The organism is Brevundimonas sp. FV2ps16, assembly GCF_058681075.1.
Genome location: NZ_CM178728.1, coordinates 1,528,447 through 1,549,706, shown reverse-complemented (window position 1 = coordinate 1,549,706; position 21,260 = coordinate 1,528,447). Strand labels below are relative to the sequence as shown.

The following is a 21,260-nucleotide window of genomic DNA, read 5'->3' as shown; positions in this document are numbered from 1 at the left end:
GACCGTCAGGCCGCGCGTTCGACGTCGGAGAAGGACGCCAGCGAGACGGCGTCAGTGCTGGACAGCAGACGCGCCAGATCGATCAGGACGACGAAGCCGTCCTCGCGACGGACGACGCCGGAGATATAGTCCGAACGCCACTTGATCCCGATGTCAGGCGAAGGCTCGATCTGATCGGCGCTGAAGGCTGCGACCTCGAACACCCGGTCGGCGACCAGGCCCAGGCTCAGCACCCGGTCTTCCAGTGGAATGTCCAGCACCAGGATTCGGGTGTTCAGCGTCGGCGCGACCGGCGCCATGCCCAGGCGGATCCGCAGATCCGCCGTCGGCACGCCCCGGCCCCGCACGTCCGTCAGGCCCAGAAGATAGTCAGGACCGTTGGGGATGCGTGAAGGGGCCTGATAGGTCAGGATCTCTCGCACCAGGCCGACCGGGGCGGCGAAGACCTCGTCGCCCAGGCTGAAGGTGACATACTGGCCCTCGGCGGCTTCAGCCATCAGGCGCTCTCCCGGAAGTCCATGTCCTCGGCGTCCGCGCCGCCGACAGCCATGTCCAGAGCGAAGCCCTTGGCGCGGGCCTGCTGGGCGTGGACGCTCGGCTTGACCGGCGCGGCCTTGGCCACAGGCCGTGCAGCCGGCTTGGCGGCGGGCTTGAAGGTCGAGGCGCGGGCCGGAGCGCGAGCGGGCGCGCGACTGCGAGCGCCGGCGGTATCGGTGCGGAAGAAGGCGATCGAGGTCTGCAGCTCCTCGGCCTGGGCCGCCAGTTCCTCGGAGGTGGCCGACATCTGCTCGGACGCGCCGGCGTTCTGCTGGGTCACCTTGTCCAGTTGCTGGATGGCGTCGTTGATCTGGCTGGCGCCGACGTCCTGCTCGCGGCAGGCGGCGCTGATCTCCGACACCAGTTCGGCGGTCTTGCGGATGTCCGGCACCAGGCGTTGCAGCATCTCGCCGGCTTCCTGAGCGGCCTTGACCGTGTCGCCCGAGACCGCGCCGATTTCGGCCGCGGCCGTCTGGCTGCGCTCGGCCAGTTTGCGCACTTCCGAGGCGACGACGGCGAAGCCCTTGCCATGTTCCCCGGCGCGGGCGGCCTCGACCGCAGCGTTCAGGGCCAGCAGGTCGGTCTGGCGGGCGATTTCCTGCACGATGCCGATCTTGTCGGCGATGGTGCGCATGGCCTCGACGGCGCGGTTGACCGCCTCGCCGCTGGCCTCGGCGTCCTTGGACGACTGGCGCGAGATCTTCTCGGTCTGGGCGGCGTTGTCGGCGTTCTGTTTGATGTTGGCGGCCATTTCTTCCATCGAGGCCGAGGCCTGTTCGGCGGCGGCGGCCTGTTCGGTGGCGCCCTGGCTCATCTGTTCCGACGTGGCCGACAGTTCCTGGCTGCCCGAGGAGACATTGTCGGCGGCCGAGAGGGCGTCGGTGACGACGCCGCGCAGACGCTCGACCATGGACTGCAGCGAAATTCCCAGGGTGTCCTTGTCCGACAGTGGTTTGGGCTGAACCGTCAGGTCGCCGTTGGCGATTTCGTCGGCCATGGTGGCGGTGGCCTTCAGATTGTCGGTCAGGCGGTTGAAGGCATTGACCAGATCCTTGATTTCATCGTTCGACTTGATCTCGACCCGCTCGTCCAGATCGCCGATGGCGACGGCGTCGGCCACGGTCATCAGACGGCTCAGGCCGGCGCTGATCCCCAGGGCGATCCACAGGGCGAAGGCCACAGCGATGGCCAGGGCGGCCAGGGTCAGGGCGATCACGAGGTTGCGGGTGTCGGCGTATTGTTTGCCCGTGTCGTCGTCCGCCTGGACCATGGCGGCCTGGTTGCGCGCCACGATCTTCTGGAAGATTTCCGTCATCTCGGTCGCGACTTCACGACCTTCACCATTGGAAAGAGCGATGGCTTCCGCATTCTGCCCGGCGCGCACCAGTTCAGCCATCCGGCTTTCCATCGTCGTCATCTGCGACAACAGGGCTTCCAATCTTTGCCAATCCGGCTTGCCGGCGGCGGAGGCCTTCTCTGCGCCTGTCGCCAGGAGCTCAGCCATGGCTTCGCGGGCCTGTTCGCCCGTCGCCACGTGACGGCTCATTTCCTCAGCACTCGAGGAGAGGATCAGGTTTTTCTCCGCCCGGATCAATTCCAGCAGGCGGATATTCGCTGTCTGAGAATTCTCCAGCCGCTTCGCCGGCCCCGCGATCACGTCGGAGATCGCCTGATTGAGATTGCCCAGGCTGTAAACGCCCAGACCGGCGACGCCGACGAGCAGGATGATCATCATCCCGAAGCCTACGGCCAGTTTAGCCTTGATGGTGAAACGCATACTCAGTGCCCCTGAAGTCGGTCAATGACGTGTGGCGGACGTGACCGGCTGGCGGGCGTCCTGCTGTTGATTGAAGATGGTCTGGAGGTCGGGCACGACGATGAACTCGCCGTCTCGTTTCACCAGGCATTGGATGAACTCGGGCCGCCAGCGCATGCCGACGCTGGGCGGCGCCTCGGAGTCGGCGCGGGCCAGGGTGGTGACCTCGTGGACCTTGTCGGTACGCAGACCGACCAGGGTCGGCTCGCCGGACAGTTCGATCTCGATGACCACGATGCGGCTGTCGATCGTGGGGGCGTTCCGCTCAAGACCGAAGGCGACGCGCAGATCGGCCAGGGGAATGACCTTGCCGCGGAAGTTGATCACGGCGCCCGCGAAGGCGCCGGCGCCGGGCACCACGGTCTCGGGCGTCAGATCCATGATCTCCTGCACGCCGACAGCGTGCAGGGCGAACAGTTCGCCGTTCAGTTCGAAGGTCAGGACCTCGACCTGTTCGGCGCCGGTCCAGCCGGGGGCGGTGGCGAGTTCGGTCTGAGTGCTCATATCGCCTCGCGCATCTGCGCCTCCTGCTGCTGGCCCTTGGCGACCAGGTGTCCGACATCCAGGATCAGGGCCACGCCGCCGTCGCCCAGGATGGTGGCGCCCGAGAAGGTCGGCAGGCCGGAATGGAGCTTGGACATCGACTTGATCACCGTCTGGTGGTCGCCGATGATCTGATCGACAACCAAGCCGATCCGCTCGGTCCCGGTCGAGACGACCACGACCTTCTGGTGCAGTTCAGGCGGAGTGCCGGTCTCGAACATTTCGCGCAGGCGCAGATAGGGCACCAGGCTGTTGCGCAGCGAGATGAAGCTGCGACCACGCGACCGCAGATCCTCGTCCAGCGACAGTTCCAGGCATTCCTCGACGGCGCCCAGCGGGATGACGTAACGGCCCTGGCCGACGCGAACCAGCAGGCCGTCGATGATGGCCAGGGTCAGCGGGATGCGCAGCGACACCTCCGACCCCTCGCCCGGACGGCTGGCGATGTCGATCGAGCCCCGCAGCGCCTCGATGGTGCGCTTGACGACATCCATGCCGACGCCGCGGCCGGACAGATTGGTCACCGCCGCCGCCGTGGAGAAGCCGGGGTGGAAGATCATCTGCAACAGGTCGTGGTCGCTCAGGACCGCGCCGGCCTCGATCAAGCCTTGCGATTCCGCCTTGGCGCGGACGCGCTCGCGGTCGATGCCCCGACCGTCGTCGCGGATGGTGATGACCACCTCGCCGCCCGATTGATGCGCCGACAGGCGGATGCGGCCCGTGGCGGGCTTGCCGGCGGCGGCCCGATCCTCGGCCGTCTCCAGTCCATGGTCGGCGGCGTTGCGGATCAGGTGGACCAGGGGGTCGGCCAGGCGTTCGATGACGGTCTTGTCGATCTCGGTCGTCTCGCCGTCGGTCGACAGATCGATGGCCTTGCCGGTCTCGCGCGCCAGGTCATGAACCAGTCGGCGGAAGCGGCCGAACAGGGTCGCGACCGGCACCATGCGCAGCACCATCATGGTGTCGCGCAGTTCGCCCGACAGCCGCTCGATCTCTTCCGACACGGCGCGCAGGGCGGTGTCGGTTCCCGAGTTGGAAATCTGGGTCAGCCGCGACTGGGCGATGACCAGCTCGCCGACCCGGTCCATCAGCTCGTCCAGGCGGTCGGCGGGCACGCGCACGCTCTCGACCGCCTTGGCCGTCTTGGCGGCGCCGGCTTCGACCGGATCATTGGCGACCGCCGCAGCGGCCTGGACCGGCGCGGGCGCCGCAATGGGATCAGCGACCTGGGCAGGCGCCGGCTCGACCGGTTCAGCGGCGGCTGCGGTCTGGACAGGCGACGCCCCGAGCCGCCCCTCGTCCAGCGCCTCGATCGACAGGTTCATGTCGTCGATGACGAAAATGAAGACATCCTCGATCGTCGCCCGGTCCTGATCGGTGGTCAGGGTCACGTCCCAGGCCAGATAATGGTCGGTGGGCTCGATCTGGCTCAGCGGCGGCACACGCGAGGCGTCGGCGACAACCCGCGCCTCGCCCATTTCACGCAGCTCTGCCAGAAGGGCCAGGGGGTTGGCTCCGTTCTTGAAGGCGTTGGCCGGCAGGTCGAACTTGATGCGCCACGTCGTCAGTCCCGGCGTCACGGCGGCGGGCGGACCCGCGCCGTCCGCCTCTTGCACGGCCCGTTCGAGATCGGCCAACAGCAGGTCGCCCGCCGCGCCGTAATCGCCCGACGGGTCCTCCATCAGCTGACGCATATGGTCCCGCGCCGCCAGAACGGCCGACACCAGATCGGTGGTGGCCGCCACCTCGCCCTTGCGGACCCGATCAAAGGCGGTCTCGCAGTGGTGGGTGAAGCCGGCCAGGGCGTCGAAGCCGAACATCGCTCCGGACCCCTTCAGCGTGTGAAGCCCGCGGAAGACGGCGTCGACCAGATCGCGATCCTCCGGTCGGTCCAGCAGGTCCAGAAGCCCCTGCTCGATCAACTCCAGATTTTCCCGAGCCTCCACCTGGAAGACCGCAATGGCTTCGTCGCTCATCTGCCCAGCACCTTCTTGGCGACACGCACCAGTTGATCGGGATCGAAGGGTTTGGTCAGCCAACCCGTGGCTCCGGCAGCCTTGGCGCGGGCCTTGAAGCCTTCGTCGGATTCCGTGGTCAGGAAGACGATCGGCACGCCCATCTGATCGGGCATGCGCCGCATTTCCTCGATCATGGTCAGTCCGTCCATGACCGGCATGTTGAGGTCGGTGATGATCAGGTCGAAGGCGCTGGCCTTGGCCTTTTCGATGCCCTCGGCGCCATTGACCGCCTCGGCCACCGAATAGCCGGCGTTCGTCAGCGCGATCTTCAGCGCGACGCGAATGCTGGGCGAGTCATCGACCGTGAGAATCGAAGCCGTCATTGAGCGGATCCTTCGTGAAACCAGAACTGAAGATCGTCGGAGGGGGCGTCCGTCAGGAAGCCGGCGGCGTCCAAGACGGACCGGAAACCGGTCGCCGGACGTTCGAGAACCAGGGTCTTGCCGACAGCGCGCGCCTGGCGCCGGGCGGACTCGATCAGTTGCAGGCCGCATAGATCGACAACCTGATCGTCGACGAGGTCAAGGCTGATCGTGTCGCCTTCTTCAAAAGCGTCGAGGATGGACTGCCGGATGACAGCGGCGTTCTTCACCACCAGCGCAGCGTCGATAGACAAACGTTTCGTCATGCCCCGTCCCTACAAGCGCGGCCTACTACCACGCATCATGGGAACATGTTTGACGAGTGCGGTTAAATCGACCTCAAGGCGTTTATACGCAATTATACTTAGCTTTGCCATTAGCTTGACTGTTAGCAATGCAAGGATGTGCTTAACCTAGATTTCATTCAGCCCCGCTAAAACTCGTCCGTCGCCGGAATGGCCAGACGGGGGTGATCAGTTGCTCGACTCAGGCGTGCGGTATTCAGGCGCTAAACAAGAGGCTGTTCAGGACGACCTGGCGTACGAGGGCGACCGGTTTCACGCGCAGATCGCCGACGCCTCGCCGGCCTACATCTGGCTGTTGGATCCACAAGGGCGGATCGTCCACGTCAATCCAGCCGCCCGCCGTTTTCAGCCGAACATCCCCGCTCCCCACACCATGGCCTGGCAAGACGCCTGGCCGGCGGACTGCCGTTTCTCCATCGAGCGGGGCGTACAGGAGGCGCAGGACGGCAGGGCCTTCGCCTTCCGGACGCGTTTCGCAACGGACGCGTCGGAAGCGGTGTATCTGAACACCTCGGTCAGCGCCGTGCGGGACGAAACCGGCCGCATCGTGCGGCTACTGGTCAAGGCGGAGGACGTCACGGGCGAAACGGAATCCGCCGCCTTCCTGAACACCGTCATCGACGTGCTGCCCCTGGCCCTGACGGTGAAGGACGCGCGGTCCGGTCGCTATATTCTGGCCAATCGCGCTGCGGAGACGCTGTTCGGGAAGTTTGAAGGTCTGGCCGGTCTGCTGGTCGCCGAGGTGCTGCCGCCCGCCTTTGCGGAATGGGCGGCCGACGCGACGCCTGGCATGGGGTCCCAGTCAGCAGTGCACGAGGCGCCGGCGCCTGGCGGGGTGCGATATTTATCCGCCACCAAGGTCGCCACCTATGACGACCAGGGGGTTCGTCATCTCATCGGCCTGACCGAAGACATCACTCAAAAGCACCGCGACGCCGACGCCCTTCGGATTGCGCTCGAGGAGGCCGAAAAGGCCAATCAGGCGCGCAGCGCCTTCGTCAGCAACATTAGCCACGAGATCCGAACGCCGCTGAACGGCGTCATCGCCGGCGCCGATCTGCTCGCGGCCCGATCCCGCGGGCCAGAGCTTGAGGAGGTGACGACGATGATCCGATCCTCCGCCGCGGCTCTGCAAGAGCGCTTTCAAGAGCTTCTCGCCGTCGCTCACCTGGATGGCGACGAGTCGCCGCCCCAGCTGGAAACCTGCCCCTTCGTGGATCTGATCGAGCGTCTGGTCCAACCGCTTCGCGGCCCCGCCGCCGCCAAGGGATTGAAGATCGTGGTGACGATTGCGCCGGATCTTCCCTCCACCTTCACGGGGGACGCCGCCGCCTTGGGAAGAGTGTTGACGCCGCTGCTGAACAACGCCGTCAAGTTCACACAGGAGGGCGAAATCCGCCTGGCCGTTGGACCGCGTCTGGACGGCGGCCTACGCTTTGTCTGTATCGACACCGGTGTTGGCTTCGATCCCGCTTCGAAGGACGCCATGTTCGCCGCCTTCCGGCAGCAGGACGACGCCCTGACACGCCGGTTCGGCGGCATGGGTCTGGGTCTATCTCTGGCGCAGGAAGCCGCCCGCGCGCTGGGAGGCGTGATCGACGCCGCCCCGCGAGAAGCCGGAGGCTCGATCTTCTGGCTGGACCTTCCCCCGCCGGATGCGACGCCCGAATCCGCGCTCGTTCCGGCCGCGCGGTGGCGAATTCTGGTTGCGGATGACCATCCGACCAATCGGCGCATCCTTGAAATGATGCTGGAGACCGTCGCAGAGATCACCACCGCCGAAGACGGCGTCGAGGCCCTGGAGGCAGCGCGACGCGAGCGTTTCGACGTGATCCTAATGGACATCCAGATGCCGCGGATGGACGGCATCACTGCAGTCGCCCACATTCGTCAGGCGGAACGCGAGACGGGCCGATCCCCTGTCCCCATCATCATGTTGACCGCCAATACGCAGCCCGAACATGTGGCTGCCGCCCGCAAGGCCGGCGCTGACCGACATGTGGGCAAACCGTTCACGCTGGCCTTGCTGCTCAGCGAGATACAGGCGCTCCTGCCCCCTTCGCCTGTCGATGCCATGGCAGATTTCGCCAGGCCCGCCCCGGCGGCCTGACACGTCACAGAACGAAGTCGAGCCGTCCCGCCCAAGCGCAAACGAGGTCAGGCCACGCCTCTGCCGGTCGGCCCTTGATCAGGCGGACGCCGAATCCGTGCCCCCCTTCCTGGAACAGATGCGCCTCGGTCGAGACGTTGGCGGCCTTTAGGGCGAACAGCAGCTGGAGGCTGTTCTCCACCGGCACCGCCCCGTCGTCCATGGCGTGAAGCAGAAAGACCGGAGCTGCGCCGGCCCAGGCCATCTGTTCCAGCGAATAGGCGGCGATCCGCTCGGCCGTCGGCGCATCGCCCAAAAGGTATTGGCGCGACCCCGCGTGCACGAACGGGTCCGCCATGGTGGCCACGGGATACATCAGAACCGTCAGGTCGGGCCGCAGCGAAACCGTATCGGCGGCGTCGATGGGATCATAGGTCGCGTCCGTCCGAGCACTGAGCAAGCCCGCCAGATGCCCCCCGGCGGAGGCGCCGAGCACGCCGATCTTGCGGGGATTCAGACCATAGTCGGCCGACCGGCTTCGGATCAGGCGAAGCGCGCGCTGGGCGTCCTGCAGGGGCGCATCAGCCCCGGCCTTCCAGCCGTCAGCGGGCAGGCGATAGCGCAACACGAAACAGGTCGTGCCCGATGCGGCGAAGACGCGGGCGACGTCATAGCCTTCCTTGTCCAGCACCGCCCAGCGATAGCCGCCGCCGGGGATCAGCAGCAGGGCTGACCCATTGGGCCGCGCGGGGCGGAAGACGGTCAGGATCGGGTCCGTCGTGTACTGGGCGTATCGGTCATGGAAGGCCGGGTCGGTCGAACGCTCCGGCACGATCGGCGTAACGGACACCCCCTCCCCGCCCGGCGCGCCGTTCGGCCACAGTCGAATGACTTCGGCAGGGTCGGGCGGCGCAAGGGCCCGCGCGGGACGGGCGGCGCCCGCCGCCACGGCGGCGGCCAAACCCAGCAAGCTTCTGCGTTCGATCTTCATATCATCCCCGAGAGAAGGCGGCGGCCGGTAAATCCCCGGCCGCTTGCGGGATCAGACCTTGGCCTGTTCGTACCTCGGCGTGATCAGATGGATGACCAGAAGGGCGATCAAATAGGCCGAGGCTGCAACGACGAAGATGGGCGTATAGGTGCCGATCTTCTCCAGGACAAAGCCGGCGTACTTGGCCATGGCCATACCGCCGATCGCGCCCAGCATGCCGCCGATGCCGACGACCGAACCCACCGCCGAACGCGGGAAGACGTCGCCCGGCAGGGCGTAGAGGTTGGCCGAGAAGCCCTGGTGCGCCGCTGTCGCCAGCCCGATGATGCCCACCGCGACCCAAAGGTTTGACGCCATGGCGGCGAAGGCCACCGGTACGGCGCACAGGGCGCAGATCAGCATGGTGATCTTGCGCGCACTGTTCACGTCCATGCCCCGGTGCATGAATCGCGAGGACAGCCAACCGCCCCCGACCGAGCCGACATCCGACATCAGATAGATCACGACAATCGGCGGACCGAAGGTTTTCAGGTCCAGACCATAGGTCTTGCCCAGGAAGTCCGGCAGCCAGAACAGGAACATCCACCAGATCGGATCGATCAGAAACTTGCCCAGGGCGTAAGCCCAGGTCTCCTTGACCGTCAGAAGCCTGGTCCATTTGACCTTCTCGACGACATCGGCCGGGTCCTGCTCGATATAGGCCAGTTCGGTCGCGGACAGGTTCTTCTGCTCGCGCGGACGGCGATAGACCAGCAGCCAGATCGGCAGCCAGATCAGGCCCAGCAAGCCGGTGATGACGAAGGCCATCTGCCATCCGAAGGCCAGCACCAGGCCCGGCACGATCAACGGCGTAACGATGGCGCCGATATTGGTGCCTGCGTTGAACAGGCCAGTCGCGAGGGCGCGTTCCTTCTTCGGGAACCACTCGGCGACCGCCTTGATGCTGCCGGGGAAACCACCGGCCTCGCCGGCGCCCAGAACGGCCCGGGCCATGATGAAGTGCGTCAGGTCGCGGGCGCCTGCGTGGAGGATATGGCCGATCTGCCAGATGCCGAAGGCCACACCCAGGCCCCAGCGGGCCCCGACCTTGTCCATGATCCGGCCCCACAACAGGTAGAAGACGGCGTAGGAAGCCTGGAACCAGAAGACGATGTCGGCATAGTCCGTCTCGGACCAGCCGAACTCCGCTGACAGGGTCGGCTTCAGGAAGCCGATCATCTGCCGGTCGACATAGTTGATGACCATGGCCGCAAACAGCAGCCACATGATAACCCACCGGTATTTGCCCGGCGACGGCGCCTTAATCTTTATCGGACCTGCGCTCGACGCGTCAGTCATGACTCTTACCCGTTCCTGATGTTCCTCGGCGCGCCCCGTCTTCTTGTTCGACCGCGAGGGCGAACGGGTTCCGCGCCTGATGATGTTTACTTCGCTTCGGCCCTCACGACCGAACACTGGAGTTCAGCGATATCCTTGAAGACGCACACGGCCTGATCGCCGGCATGCACGCGGTGAACCCCGGTGACAGCGCCGGTCGAGACCAGCATCCCGGCCTTCAGCGGACGGCCCCAGCGCGCACAGTGTTCCAGCAGAAACCGCACCGACTCCATCGCCCCGCCCTCGAGCGACGGCGAACCGCCGACGCCGACGCTGGCGCCGTTGATGAAGGTCTCGACCTGAATATCGTCCAGCGTATCGCGCCAGTCTTCCAACTCGGGTCCCACGACCAGTCCGCCGTTATTGCCGAAGTCCGAGGCCACCACGGCCGAGCCCAGGTCGTTGATCGCCGACAAGGGGCTGCCGGCCAGTTCGACGCCGACGAAGACCTTGTCGATCACGGCCCGGGCCTCGTCGATGGTCCATTCGGTCTTGGCGGGATCCACGTCCGTCCCGATCCGGGCAATGAATTCGGCTTCCACAGCGGCGAATCCACCCTCGATTTCAGGAAGGGGCGTGGCCGTGTCGGCTGTCGCGGGCCAGACATTGGCGGCGAAGATGGCCCCGGCCAGCCGATGCACGCCCAGATTCGGTCGTTGGGCCGGCGGCACACCCCCGACCTTCCAACCCACGACCGTATCGGGCGCCAGCCCGATGGCGATGTCCTGAATGACGTAGGATTCGGCCATGGTCTGCGGAATACGGCCTGGATAGTCGGGCGTGCAGCGCCGGGCCAGGCGCGCCGAGACGAATTGCTGCGCGATCGCCGTCGCTTCGGCGGTCTGGACGTCGGCAGGGCCGGACATCGTGACGGGCGTCGCGCTCATGCTGCGCGGCTCGCGGATTGGGGGATGGAAGTCAAAGCCGTCGCCTCTTGAACAAGCTTCGATAAGAACCATGAAGGAAACCGGTGTCAATCCAGTTTAGAACAGGCCCATGGCGTCCGACGCGAGTCGCGGCTATGGCTTGGGCTCGACAAGAGGAAGGAGCCGGACCTTGGCTCAAGACGATCCGCGCGCCGGCAAGCCGGGAAAGCGGGCCACCATCAATGACGTCGCGCGTGAGGCCAGGGTCTCCAAGAAGACGGTCTCGCGGGTCATCAACCAGTCGCCGTTCGTGAAGACGGACACCCGCGAACGCGTCAACGCCGTCATCAAAGAGCTGGGTTTCACCCCCGATCCCCAGGCGCGCGGCCTGGCTTTCGGGCGTTCGTTCCTGATCGGCCTGATCTACGACAACCCCAGCCCGACCTATGTGGTCAACATGCAACAGGGGGTTCTGGACGCGCTCAAGGGTTCGGGCCTGGAGCTGGTCGTCCATCCCTGCAACCGCAATTCGCCGACCCTGCTGGAAGACATCCGCGGCTTCGTCGAGCGCCAGCGCCTGTACGGCGTCATCATGCCCCCCTCGGTGTCCGAGGACGAACGGGTCATCGACCTGCTGCGCGAACTGGACTGCCCCTATGTCCGCATCGCCTCGGTGGCCCTCGACGAACCCGAGGTCATGGTGGTGACGAACGACGGCGTCGGCGCCGCCGAAGCGGCCAATCACCTGGCGGACCTGGGCCATAGCCGCATCGGCCTTGTGCGCGGCCCGGACCTGTTCCGGTCCTCGGCCGTTCGCGGCGAGGGGTTCGTCGACGCCCTGGCTGCACGCGACATTCCGCTGGACCCCGAGCTCGACTTCAAGGGCGCCTATACGTTCGAATCCGGGGTCGAGGCCGGGCACGCCCTCCTCTCCCTGGCCACGCCGCCCAGCGCCATCTTCGCCCTGAACGACGACATGGCCATCGGCGTCATGCAGGCCGCCCGCGAGCGGGGTCTCGAACTGCCGCGCGACCTTTCGGTGGTGGGTTTCGACGACCTGCCGATGGCGGCGCGTGTCTGGCCGAACCTGACGTCGGTACGGCTTCCGATTCGCGACATGGGGCGAATGGCGGCGGAAAAACTTCTGGCGCCTTTGCGGGGCGTCGATCCGGCCAAGCTGCAGCAGCAGGAGGTTCGCCCGGCGCTCGTGACGCGCAAGTCGGCGATTCCTCAGGGCGACTGACCGAACCTGTCGATGGCAGGGGCGTTCGGCGTGCGACCTCACACGCCAAACGCCCCTTGGTCGATCAGACCGTTTCGAGCGCCGGCGAGGTGCTGACGACGCCCTTCAGATACTCGCGAATGCCCTCATCCGTCGCATTGGCGAAGAAGTATTCGGAGAAGCGTTCACCCGCCACGGTCGCCTTGAGCAGATCCTGGTCCATGGTCTTCAGAACCGTCAGCATGTCCTTGCAGGTCACAGCCTTCAGATCCTTCAGCACGCCGCGGTTCTTGCGCATGATCTCGGCGCGTTCCCGCGGATAGCCCAGACCGCGTTCGCCCTCGAACAGCTTGCGATAGACGTCTTGCAGGTTCAGTTCCGCCGCCCAGCCGAAGCCCTTGGCGTAGGGCATGGAGATGGCGTTGCCGTCGTTGATCTGGCCGAACAGGAAGGCGTCGGTCGGATCGATGACCAGGCCGCAGAAGACGCCAGGCATGCTGTTGCAGGCCAGCATGGAGCCCATGCCGGTTCCGCAGCCTGTGACGACGAAATCGGCCGCGCCCGAGTTCAGCAGAATGCCGGTCAGCAGGCCGTTCATGACATAGGTCAGGGACGCCTTGTCCTCAGCCGCATACATTCCATAGTGGAACACCTGGTGGCCCATGGGCTCGGCGACGGAGGTCAAGGCGGTGTGCACCGTCTCGCTCTTTGCGGCCTGGCTGTTTTCAATGATGAGCGCGATCTTCATGGGGGAATCCTTTTGGGGCGGTTGCGGGCGCTGCCGACAATATCAGCAATGGCTGGCCTTCCGGGTGCGGCGGGGCGACGAGCCTGTGTTTCGGTTATGGTCTAAGCGTTTGCATCAGTATATGACACCGGTTACCAACATAGACAAGCCGGGTCCGTTCCGGCGCCTGAAATAGATCTGAGAGGAAACGTGCCTGTCATGAGCAACCCATTCGACCTGACCGGCAAGGTCGCCCTGGTGACCGGCGGCAATGTGGGCCTGGGGCAAGGCATCGCCCTGGCCCTGGCCGAGGCCGGCGCCGATATCGTCTCGGTCGCCTTGTCCGATTCCGACGAGACCGTCGCCCTGGTTCAGGCCATGGGCCGTCGCGCCCACGCCGTCAGCGCCGACCTGACCTCGATTGAGCCGGTCGGACGGGTGGTCGAGGAAGCCCTGGCGGCCATGGGCCGGATCGACATTCTGGTGAACAACGCCGGCCTGATCCGCCGCGCCGACGCCGTGGACTTCACCGAGGCCGACTGGGACCTGGTGATGAACATCAATCTGAAGACGGTCTTCTTCATGAGCCAGGCGGTCGCCCGTCTGTTCATCAAGCAAGGCGACGGCGGCAAGATCATCAACATCGCCTCCATGCTGTCCTTCCAGGGCGGCATCCGCGTGCCGTCCTACACCGCCTCCAAGTCGGGCGTGGCCGGCCTGACCAAGCTGATGGCCAATGAATGGGCCCCGCACGGCATCACCGCCAACGCCATCGCGCCGGGCTATTTCGCCACCGCCAACACCCAGGCCCTGCGCGAAGATCCGGTCCGTTCGGCCGAGATCCTGGGCCGCATCCCGGCCGGCCGCTGGGGCGAGCCGTCGGACCTGGGCGGCGCGGCCGTCTTCCTGGCCAGCCGGGCCTCCGACTATGTCCAGGGCGCCATTCTGCCGGTCGACGGCGGCTGGCAGGCGCGCTAACGCCCCCCCATCTCCGTCATCCTCGCCCTTGTGGCGAGGATGACGGAGAAATATTGAAGGCGTTCGCCATCGCATCGCTTTCAGGCACAGTGCCGTTCCGATCCCGCTGCGGTTAGTCTCATGTCCCAGAACGCCTCCTCCAACCGCATCCTCTGCTTTGGCGAGATGCTGCTGCGGATCTCGCCGAACCAGAACGAGCTTCTGCTCCAGTCCCCCGCCCTGACGGTCCGTCCGGCGGGGGCCGAGGCGAACGTCGCCGTGTCCCTGGCGCAGTTCGGCGCCCCGACCAGCCTGGCCACCGTGCTGGCCGACAACGCCCTGGGCCGCGCGGCGCGGGACGAGGTGCGCAAGCACGGCGTCGACACCTCGCCCGTGGTCTTCCGACCGGGACGGATGGGCCTGTATTTCCTCACCCCCGGCGCCGTGCGTCGCCCGTCCGAGGTGCTGTACGACCGCGCCGGCTCGGCCTTCGTCGAACACGTCCACACCGCCTTCAACTGGGACCAGCTGCTGGACGGGGTCGAATGGCTGCACGCCTCGGGCGTGACCCCGGCGACCGGGCCGAACGGCTCAGCCGCCGCCGTCGCCCTGATCGAGACCGCCGTGCGACGCGGGGTCAAGGTCAGCTATGACGGCAATTTCCGCGGCAAGCTGTGGGAGCAGTGGGACGGCGATCCGCCCACCACCCTGGGCCGGATGCTGGCCGGCGCCACCGTCGCCTTCGCCGACGACCGCGACTTCGCCCTGGTGCTGAAGACCAAGTTCGACGATCCCGATCCGGCCGTGCGCCGCCGTCAGGCCGCCGCCGCCGCCTTCGCCGCCTTCCCCCGCCTGCAACGCATCGCCTGCACCCTGCGCGTCCAGGACAGCGTCGCCGACCAGGCCCTGTCCGCCGTCATGCTGACCCGCGACGGAGACGACGTGATCGAGAGCCAGGCCGAGGCCATCCAGATGGCCGGCGTGATCGACCGCGTCGGCGGCGGCGACGCCTTCGCCTCCGGCGTCCTGTTCGGTCTGTGGAGCGGATGGTCGGACCAGCAGGCGCTCGACTTCGGTCTGGCCGCCGCCGGCCTCAAACACTCTGTCCCCGGCGATTTCAACCTCTTCTCCGCAGCGGATGTCCAAGCCGCCATGCAGCACGAAGGTTTCGATATTCGACGATAGAGCTGGAAATTATCTCCAAAGTTTCTCCAGCTATTGTCCAGTTAATGCGGGGCTTCTCCATGCCCTCAAGGCGGGACAAAGTCGTTGACGGACCCGTGACCGCCCCATTCCCATCGGGGCTAGGAAACCGGTGTCAATCATGCTTCAGTCATCGCTCGAAACGGTCGCCAAGAGCCGGTCGAGAGGTCACCCAGGAGTTCCCATGCCCGTACCGTCCATGAACCGTCGCGCCCTGCTGGCCGTCGGCGCCGCCGCCACCTTCGTCGCCGCCTCGGCCCCCGCCCTGCCCGCCGGCGCCCAGGCTTCGCCCGACCGCGCCGCCGTCCTGGACGCCATGAAGCGCGCCGCCCGGTTCATGGTCGAGGAGGCCGCTGTGCAAGGCGGCTACGTCTGGCAGTACCTGCCCGACTTCTCGCGCCGCTGGGGCGAGCTGGAAGCCAATCCGACCATGATCTGGGTCCAGCCGCCCGGCACGGCCACCATGGGCCACCTCTACCTGGACGCCTATCACGCCACCGGCGACGCCTTCTATTACGAGGCCGCCAAGTCCGCCGCCGACGCCCTGATCCGGGGCCAGCACCCGGCCGGCGGCTGGAACTACGTCATCGACACCGCCGGCGAAGACTCGCTGAAACAGTGGTACGCCACGGTCGCCGCCAACGCCTGGCGGCTTGAGGAATTCCACCACTACTACGGCAACGCCACCTTCGACGACGCCGGCACGGCCGAGGCGTCGCAACTGCTGCTGCGGGTCTATCTGGAGAAGAAGGACCGCAAATATCTGGCGCCGCTGAACAAGGCGATCCGCTTCGTGCTGGACAGCCAGTACGCCAACGGCGGCTGGCCCCAGCGCTATCCCTTCGTCGAGAACGGCGGCCTTCACGGGCACGCCGACTACACCCCCTACATCACCTTCAACGACGATGTGGCGGGCGAGAACCTGGAGTTCCTGATCTACGCCTATCACGGCCTGGCGCGGAACGGTCGGGGCGACGCCAAGGTGCTGGACGCCATTCATCGTGGCATGGACATCTTCGTGAAGACCCAGCAGCCCCAGCCGCAACCCGCCTGGGGCCTGCAACATTTCCCCGATACGCTGAAGCCGGCCGGCGCCCGCACCATCGAGCCGCAAGCCTTCGTCACCCATGCGACGGGGACGAACATCAAGTCGATGCTGGGCTTCTACCGCCTGACCGGCGACCGCAAATATCTGGCCCGCCTGCCCGAGGCTATGGACTGGCTGGATCAGGTCGCGGCCAAACCGCCGCTGAACACGCCGGGCCGCACGCATCCGACCTTCATCCTGGAGGGCGCCAACACCCCGATCTATATCCACCGGCGCGGGTCGAACATCGCCAACGGCCAGTATTACGCCGACGACAATCCGACCAATCTGATTGTCCACTACGGCTCGTTCCGCAACGTGGACACCCCGGCCCTGCGCGCGGAATACGCCCGCCTGTCGGCCCTGTCCGTCGAGGAGGCGACCCAAGGCTCGCCGCTGAAGGCCCGCCCCGGTTCGCTGAACCTGCCGAGATATTTCACGCTTCAGGACGTCGATGTCTGGGACATGTCCAGCGACGCACGGCGCCTCAGCCGTCCGCACGCCAACCGCGCCGCAGAGGTGATGGCCGGACTGAACGCGCGCGGCTACTGGTCCACGCCTCTGACCACGACCTCGAACCCCTACAAGGGGCCGTCGCCCACAGCGGTGACCGGCGGCGAGTATCAGATGACCCGCGTCGGCGACCTGTGGGACACCTCGCCCTATCAGACCGACTTCCCGGTCGAGGGCGTCTCGACCGCCGTCTTCATCCGCAACATGGGCGACCTGATCGAGGCCCTGGGCGCGTAAGCCTAGAGATAGGCCCCCACCTGCCAGGGCACGAACTCATTGTCGCCGATGCCTAAGGCTTCAGACTTGGACGGTTCGCCCGAAGCCACGTCCAGCATCTTCTGGAAGATGGCCGTGCCGACCTCGGCCAGGCTGGTCCCGGTCAGGACGGGCGAGGCGTCGACGTCCATATCCTCGTCCATCCAGTTGGCCAGTTTGGCGTTGGAAGCGACCTTGATCGAAGGCGCGGGCTTGGCGCCGAAGACCGAGCCCCGGCCCGTGGTGAAGACGATCAGATTGGCGCCCGAGGCGATCTGACCCGTGGCCGAGCAGGGGTCATAGCCGGGGCTGTCCATGAAGCTGAGCCCCTTGGCCGTCAGCGGCTCGGCATAGCCGATCACATCGTTCAGCGGGGTGGAGCCCGACTTGGCCACCGCGCCCAGCGACTTCTCCAATATAGTGGTCAGCCCGCCCTTCAGATTGCCCGGCGACGGGTTATTGTTCAGCTCCATCTGATGCCGCTCGGCATAGTCGCGCCACCAGGCCAGACGCGCATTCAGCCTGTCCGCCACCTCCTGCGACGCCGCGCGACGCAGCAGCAGGTGTTCAGCGCCCCAGATCTCGGGCGTCTCGGACAGCATGGCCGAGCCGCCGTGAGCGACCAGTAGATCCACCGCCGCGCCCAAGGCCGGATTGGCGGTGACGCCGGACCAGCCGTCCGAGCCGCCGCACTGCAGCCCGACCGTCAGGTGCGACGCGGACACGGGCTGGCGTTCGACCTTCGCCGCTTCGGCGACCAGCTCGCGAACGACCGCGATCCCGGCCTCGATGGCGCGGGCCGTGCCGCCGGCCTCCTGGATGGTCAGGGCGCGTAGGTGCGGGCCGGCGACCAGACCCTCGTTGGCGAGCCAGGCGGGGATCTGATTGGCCTCGCAGCCCAAGCCGACGATCAGGATGGAATGGAAGTTCGGATGACGGGCGTAACCGGCCAGCGTCCGCTGCAACAGGGTCACGTCGCTGGACAGGGACGAGCCGCCGCAACCGCCCTGGTGGGTGAAGGCGACGACGCCATCCACGCCCTTGGGCAGGCTGGAGTCGGGGAAGGCGTCGGCGATGCGGCGCGCGACGGTGGCCGAACAGTTCACGCTGGTCAGGACGCCCACGTAGTTCCGCGTGCCGACACGACCGTCCGGGCGGACGATGCCTTTGAAGGCGGCGCCCGACAAAGGCGCGGGCGGGCGCAGGTCGGCCCCGACCTCGGCCTCACGCCCATCCTCGGCCATGGCCAGGTTGTGCACGTGGACATGATCTCCGGCCGCAATATCCGCCTTGGCGCGACCGATGACCTGGCCGTAGCGGCGGACCAGACCGCCCGCCTCCACAGCATGACGGGCGATCTTGTGCCCCGTGGCGATGTCGGCGCGCGCAGGTGCGTCCAGACCGTCGGGCGTGTCCCCGGTCGCGATCTCGTCCAGAGCAATGGCGACGTCGTCGACGGGGTTGAGGATCAGGACGCGGGACATGAACTACTCCGTCAGCAGACGCGCGGCCTCGACCGCGCCGTTCCGGCTGAGCGACAGATAGGCGTCGGTGACCGCCACCGCGAACCGGCTGTCGCCCGCCAACCGGGTCGGAAAGACCGCAGACAGACCCAGCAAAGCCAGAACGCAGCTCGCGTCATCCTCGGCGCCGGCCAGCCGCTCTGCGGTCTTCGCCGCCAGCGGGTCGTCAACGACGAAGCCCTCGCCGCTCTCGGTCACCCCCGACTGCCACTTCATCCAGGCGGCGACGCCCAGGGCCAGCGCCGCGATCCCCTTCCCGGCGGCCAACCGCTCGGCGGCGGCGGCCAGCAGGCGCTGGGGCAGTTTCTGCGACCCATCCATCGCGATCTGGCGGGTGCGGTGCATCAGCGCCGGGTTGGAGAACCGGCCCATCAGCGCCTCGCGATAGGCGGAGATATCCAGGCCCGGCGGCGGGTTCAGCGTGGTCTGGGCCTCGTCCCACAGGGCCTCGACATAGGCGCGGAGGGCAGGGACGGCGACCGCCTCATGAACATGTTCGCGCCCCGACAGGGCGCCGAGATAGGCGATGGCCGAATGGGCGCCGTTCAGCAGGCGCAGCTTGGCGTCCTCCCACGGTTCGACCGCCTCGGTCAGTTGCACGCCCAAGGCCGCAAAGTCCGGCCGTTCGCCTGCGAACAAGTCCTCAATCACCCACTGGGAGAAGGGCTCGGCCTTGACCATGCCCCGGTCCTCGACGCCGAGCCGGGCGGTCAAGCCGGCGATGTCGTCGGGCGTGGTCGCCGGGACGATCCGGTCGACCATGGTTTGGGGGAAAGCGCCCTCCGCCTCGATCCACTCGGCCAGCGACGGGTCAATCCGGCGAGCCATGGCGACGACCCCGGCGCGGATCCGTTTGCCGTTGTGCGGAAGATTGTCGCAACTGATGACGGTGAAGGGCTTCAGCCCCGCGGCCCTTCTCGCCCGCAGCGCCGCGACGATGAAGCCCGGCGCGGTGCGGGGCGCGGCGATATCGGCCAGGTCAGCGGCGACGTCCGGATCGTCCAGCAGGAGTTCGCCGGTCGCCGGGTCGAGACGATAGCCCTTCTCGGTCACGGTCAGGGTGACGATGTGGACATCGGCGTCCGCCATGGCCGCGACAAGCGCGGCGGGATCTTCCGGCCCGACCAGAACGCCGCGACCGGCGCCGATCACCCGCAGATGCTCGTTCGAGCCATCGCGAACGACCAGGGTGTAGAGGCCGTCCTGCGGATTCAACTGGTCACGCACCCCCGGCGACCGCAGCGAGGCCCCCAGCACGCCCCAGCGTATATCCCCGCTCGCCAGCGCATCGTCGAACACCACCGCCTGGTGGGCGCGCTGGAAGGCGCCGATGCCCAGATGGACCACGCCGGTCTTCACCTGGGCGCGGTCGTAACCGGGAATGGCGACGTCGGCGGGCAGGACCGAAAGGGTCGCGGCAGAAAGACGGCTCACAGCTTGTAGGCCGCCTTCACCAGATCATAGGTCAGGGCGCGCGCCAGCTCATGGGCCTCGTCCTCCTCCATCCGGTGTTCGACCACCAGCCGGGCCAGGAAACCGCAATCCATGCGCCGGGCCACGTCGTGACGGGCCGGGATCGACAGGAAGGCGCGGGTGTCGTCGTTGAAGCCGACGGTGTTGTAGAAGCCGGCCGTCTCGGTGACCTGTTCGCGGAAGCGCCGCATCCCCTCGGGGCTGTCGTGGAACCACCAGCTCGGCCCCAGCTTCAGCGCCGGATAGTGGCCGGCCAGGGGCGCCAGTTCACGGCTGTAGCTGGTCTCGTCCAGGGTGAAGAGGATCAGCGAAAGGCGGCTGTCCGATCCGAACCGATCCAGCAGCGGCTTCAGCGCCCGGACGTAATCGGTCTGGGTCGGGATATCGCAACCCTTGTCGCGGCCGAAGCGGTTGAAGACGGTGGCGGAGTGATTGCGGAAGCTGCCGGAGTGGAGCTGCATCACCAACCCGTCCTCGACCGACATGGCGGCCATTTCGGTCAGCATCTGCCCCCGGAACAGTTCGGCGTCGGCGGCGCTGGCCGGTCCGGTGGAGACGCGACGGAACAGGGCCTCGGCTTCGGGCTTAGGCAGGTCGGCGGTGAAGGCGGTCGGGTGGCCGTGGTCGGTCGAGGTGGCGCCCATCGCGATGAAGACCGCGCGGCGATCGCGCAGCGCCTGCAGATAGCCGTCCCACGACAGGGTATCGCGCCCAGTCTGTTCGGCCAGGACCTTCAGATTGTCACGGAAGCCCTCGTAATCCGGATCCAGCACAGGGTCAGGGCGATAGGCGGTCAGCACCCGCCCCTTCCAGCCCGACGCCTTGATGGCCTTGTGGTGATCCAGCGTGTCGAGCGGACTCTCGGTCGTGGTCAGGACCTCGATATTATAGCGATCGAACAAGGCGCGAGGCCGGAAAGCGTCGGTCCTCAGCGCGGCGTCGATGACGTCGTAATAGTGGTCCGCCGTCTCGGCCGACAGGCGCACGTCTATGCCGAAGGCCTCGGCATAGACCCAGTCGTGCCACATCCGCGACGGCGTGCCCCGGAACAGGTGATAGTTCTCGGCGAACCGGCGCCAGATCGCACGCGGATCGGACTCGACCGGGCCGCCGTCTGCGCCCTCGGGACCTTGCAGGGGGACGCCCAAGTCCTCCATCGCCATCCCCTGCGAGTGCAGCATGCGAAAGACGTAGTGGTCGGGGGTGATCAACAGTTCGGCCGGATTGGCGAAGGGCTCGTTCAAGGCAAACCAGCTCGGGTCCGTATGGCCGTGCGGACTGATGATCGGCAGGCCCTTGATTTCGGCATACAGACGCCGCGCGATCGTGCGGCTGTCGGCGTCGGCCGGGAACAGGCGGTCCGGGTTGAGACGAAGAGGATGCGGCATAAAGGAAT

The 21,260-nt window shown here is 66.6% G+C and carries 18 protein-coding genes; 5 read left to right on the top strand and 13 right to left on the bottom strand.

Annotated elements, in window-relative coordinates:
- Positions 1–5: 5 nt before the first annotated feature.
- Genes ACW170_RS07400 through ACW170_RS07375 form a run of 6 tightly spaced genes read right to left on the bottom strand, consistent with a single transcriptional unit; the run spans position 6 to position 5,542 of the window.
- The gene (locus tag ACW170_RS07400; protein ID WP_492088996.1) at positions 6–497 is read right to left on the bottom strand and encodes a chemotaxis protein CheW; all 492 of its coding nucleotides are present in this window, start codon (positions 495–497) and stop codon (positions 6–8) included.
- Entirely contained in the window at positions 497–2,314 is a 1,818-nt protein-coding gene (locus ACW170_RS07395; RefSeq protein WP_492088995.1) for a methyl-accepting chemotaxis protein, read from the bottom strand. Before ACW170_RS07395 ends, ACW170_RS07400 begins: the two co-directional genes overlap by 1 nt.
- A 21-nt stretch (positions 2,315–2,335) precedes the next feature.
- On the bottom strand, positions 2,336–2,857 hold the full coding sequence (locus ACW170_RS07390; protein ID WP_271163886.1) for a chemotaxis protein CheW: 522 nt from the start codon (positions 2,855–2,857) through the stop codon (positions 2,336–2,338).
- Positions 2,854–4,872, bottom strand: a complete 2,019-nt coding sequence (locus ACW170_RS07385; RefSeq protein WP_492088994.1) for a chemotaxis protein CheA — start codon at positions 4,870–4,872, stop codon at positions 2,854–2,856. Before ACW170_RS07385 ends, ACW170_RS07390 begins: the two co-directional genes overlap by 4 nt.
- The gene (locus ACW170_RS07380; protein WP_008263549.1) at positions 4,869–5,237 is read right to left on the bottom strand and encodes a response regulator; all 369 of its coding nucleotides are present in this window, start codon (positions 5,235–5,237) and stop codon (positions 4,869–4,871) included. Before ACW170_RS07380 ends, ACW170_RS07385 begins: the two co-directional genes overlap by 4 nt.
- Entirely contained in the window at positions 5,234–5,542 is a 309-nt protein-coding gene (locus ACW170_RS07375) for an STAS domain-containing protein (RefSeq protein ID WP_492088993.1), read from the bottom strand. The genes ACW170_RS07380 and ACW170_RS07375 overlap by 4 nt, the downstream gene beginning before the upstream one ends.
- A gap of 211 nt (positions 5,543–5,753) precedes the next feature.
- Here ACW170_RS07375 and ACW170_RS07370 point away from each other — a divergent pair, with 211 nt between their 5' ends.
- The gene (locus ACW170_RS07370; protein ID WP_492088992.1) at positions 5,754–7,691 is read left to right on the top strand and encodes a response regulator; all 1,938 of its coding nucleotides are present in this window, start codon (positions 5,754–5,756) and stop codon (positions 7,689–7,691) included.
- Between the two features lie 4 nt (positions 7,692–7,695).
- On the opposite strand, the gene ACW170_RS07365 is transcribed toward ACW170_RS07370, so the two are convergent.
- From ACW170_RS07365 to ACW170_RS07355, 3 genes are all read right to left on the bottom strand, one after another.
- Entirely contained in the window at positions 7,696–8,661 is a 966-nt protein-coding gene (locus ACW170_RS07365) for an alpha/beta hydrolase (RefSeq protein ID WP_492088991.1), read from the bottom strand.
- 51 nt (positions 8,662–8,712) lie between these two features.
- A complete protein-coding gene (locus ACW170_RS07360; protein WP_492088990.1) occupies positions 8,713–9,999 on the bottom strand; it encodes an MFS transporter in 1,287 nt (428 codons plus the stop codon).
- Between the two features lie 86 nt (positions 10,000–10,085).
- Complete coding sequence (locus tag ACW170_RS07355; RefSeq protein WP_492088989.1) at positions 10,086–10,925, bottom strand: 2-keto-4-pentenoate hydratase; 840 nt, start codon at positions 10,923–10,925, stop codon at positions 10,086–10,088.
- A gap of 169 nt (positions 10,926–11,094) precedes the next feature.
- Here ACW170_RS07355 and ACW170_RS07350 point away from each other — a divergent pair, with 169 nt between their 5' ends.
- Positions 11,095–12,147, top strand: coding sequence for a LacI family DNA-binding transcriptional regulator (locus tag ACW170_RS07350; RefSeq protein WP_492088988.1), 1,053 nt, complete (start codon positions 11,095–11,097; stop codon positions 12,145–12,147).
- Positions 12,148–12,211: 64 nt separating this feature from the next.
- On the opposite strand, the gene ACW170_RS07345 is transcribed toward ACW170_RS07350, so the two are convergent.
- Positions 12,212–12,874, bottom strand: coding sequence for an RpiB/LacA/LacB family sugar-phosphate isomerase (locus tag ACW170_RS07345; protein ID WP_492088987.1), 663 nt, complete (start codon positions 12,872–12,874; stop codon positions 12,212–12,214).
- Positions 12,875–13,072: 198 nt separating this feature from the next.
- On the opposite strand from ACW170_RS07345, the gene kduD reads away from it, so the two are divergent.
- The 3 genes from kduD to ACW170_RS07330 all read left to right on the top strand — a co-directional run bounded on the left by kduD (position 13,073) and on the right by ACW170_RS07330 (position 16,850).
- On the top strand, positions 13,073–13,831 hold the full coding sequence (gene kduD / locus ACW170_RS07340) for a 2-dehydro-3-deoxy-D-gluconate 5-dehydrogenase KduD (RefSeq protein ID WP_492088986.1): 759 nt from the start codon (positions 13,073–13,075) through the stop codon (positions 13,829–13,831).
- Between the two features lie 120 nt (positions 13,832–13,951).
- Positions 13,952–14,995 carry a sugar kinase gene (locus ACW170_RS07335; protein WP_492088985.1) on the top strand — a complete coding sequence of 348 codons (1,044 nt, stop codon included), beginning with the start codon at positions 13,952–13,954 and terminating at the stop codon, positions 14,993–14,995.
- Between the two features lie 202 nt (positions 14,996–15,197).
- Positions 15,198–16,850 carry a pectate lyase gene (locus tag ACW170_RS07330; protein WP_492088984.1) on the top strand — a complete coding sequence of 551 codons (1,653 nt, stop codon included), beginning with the start codon at positions 15,198–15,200 and terminating at the stop codon, positions 16,848–16,850.
- A 2-nt stretch (positions 16,851–16,852) separates the two neighbouring features.
- On the opposite strand, the gene ACW170_RS07325 is transcribed toward ACW170_RS07330, so the two are convergent.
- Genes ACW170_RS07325 through uxaC form a run of 3 tightly spaced genes read right to left on the bottom strand, consistent with a single transcriptional unit; the run spans position 16,853 to position 21,252 of the window.
- Positions 16,853–18,352 (bottom strand): UxaA family hydrolase, encoded by a 1,500-nt coding sequence (locus ACW170_RS07325; protein ID WP_492088983.1) that lies wholly within the window; start codon positions 18,350–18,352, stop codon positions 16,853–16,855.
- Between the two features lie 3 nt (positions 18,353–18,355).
- Positions 18,356–19,825 carry a mannitol dehydrogenase family protein gene (locus ACW170_RS07320; RefSeq protein ID WP_492088982.1) on the bottom strand — a complete coding sequence of 490 codons (1,470 nt, stop codon included), beginning with the start codon at positions 19,823–19,825 and terminating at the stop codon, positions 18,356–18,358.
- Positions 19,822–21,252 (bottom strand): glucuronate isomerase, encoded by a 1,431-nt coding sequence (gene uxaC / locus ACW170_RS07315; protein WP_492088981.1) that lies wholly within the window; start codon positions 21,250–21,252, stop codon positions 19,822–19,824. The genes ACW170_RS07320 and uxaC overlap by 4 nt, the downstream gene beginning before the upstream one ends.
- Positions 21,253–21,260 lie beyond the last annotated feature (8 nt).

Excerpts from the sequence above, each read along its gene's own strand:
- ACW170_RS07330 (WP_492088984.1), top strand. The coding sequence starts at position 15,198 with ATGCCCGTACCGTCCATGAACCGTCGCGCCCTGCTGGCCGTCGGCGCC.
- ACW170_RS07380 (WP_008263549.1), bottom strand. The coding sequence starts at position 5,237 with ATGACGGCTTCGATTCTCACGGTCGATGACTCGCCCAGCATTCGCGTC.
- ACW170_RS07375 (WP_492088993.1), bottom strand. The coding sequence starts at position 5,542 with ATGACGAAACGTTTGTCTATCGACGCTGCGCTGGTGGTGAAGAACGCC.
- ACW170_RS07355 (WP_492088989.1), bottom strand. The coding sequence starts at position 10,925 with ATGAGCGCGACGCCCGTCACGATGTCCGGCCCTGCCGACGTCCAGACC.
- ACW170_RS07360 (WP_492088990.1), bottom strand. The coding sequence starts at position 9,999 with ATGACTGACGCGTCGAGCGCAGGTCCGATAAAGATTAAGGCGCCGTCG.
- kduD (WP_492088986.1), top strand. The coding sequence starts at position 13,073 with ATGAGCAACCCATTCGACCTGACCGGCAAGGTCGCCCTGGTGACCGGC.
- ACW170_RS07335 (WP_492088985.1), top strand. The coding sequence starts at position 13,952 with ATGTCCCAGAACGCCTCCTCCAACCGCATCCTCTGCTTTGGCGAGATG.
- ACW170_RS07390 (WP_271163886.1), bottom strand. The coding sequence starts at position 2,857 with ATGAGCACTCAGACCGAACTCGCCACCGCCCCCGGCTGGACCGGCGCC.
- ACW170_RS07365 (WP_492088991.1), bottom strand. The coding sequence starts at position 8,661 with ATGAAGATCGAACGCAGAAGCTTGCTGGGTTTGGCCGCCGCCGTGGCG.
- ACW170_RS07400 (WP_492088996.1), bottom strand. The coding sequence starts at position 497 with ATGGCTGAAGCCGCCGAGGGCCAGTATGTCACCTTCAGCCTGGGCGAC.
- ACW170_RS07395 (WP_492088995.1), bottom strand. The coding sequence starts at position 2,314 with ATGCGTTTCACCATCAAGGCTAAACTGGCCGTAGGCTTCGGGATGATG.
- uxaC (WP_492088981.1), bottom strand. The coding sequence starts at position 21,252 with ATGCCGCATCCTCTTCGTCTCAACCCGGACCGCCTGTTCCCGGCCGAC.
- ACW170_RS07345 (WP_492088987.1), bottom strand. The coding sequence starts at position 12,874 with ATGAAGATCGCGCTCATCATTGAAAACAGCCAGGCCGCAAAGAGCGAG.
- ACW170_RS07325 (WP_492088983.1), bottom strand. The coding sequence starts at position 18,352 with ATGTCCCGCGTCCTGATCCTCAACCCCGTCGACGACGTCGCCATTGCT.
- ACW170_RS07385 (WP_492088994.1), bottom strand. The coding sequence starts at position 4,872 with ATGAGCGACGAAGCCATTGCGGTCTTCCAGGTGGAGGCTCGGGAAAAT.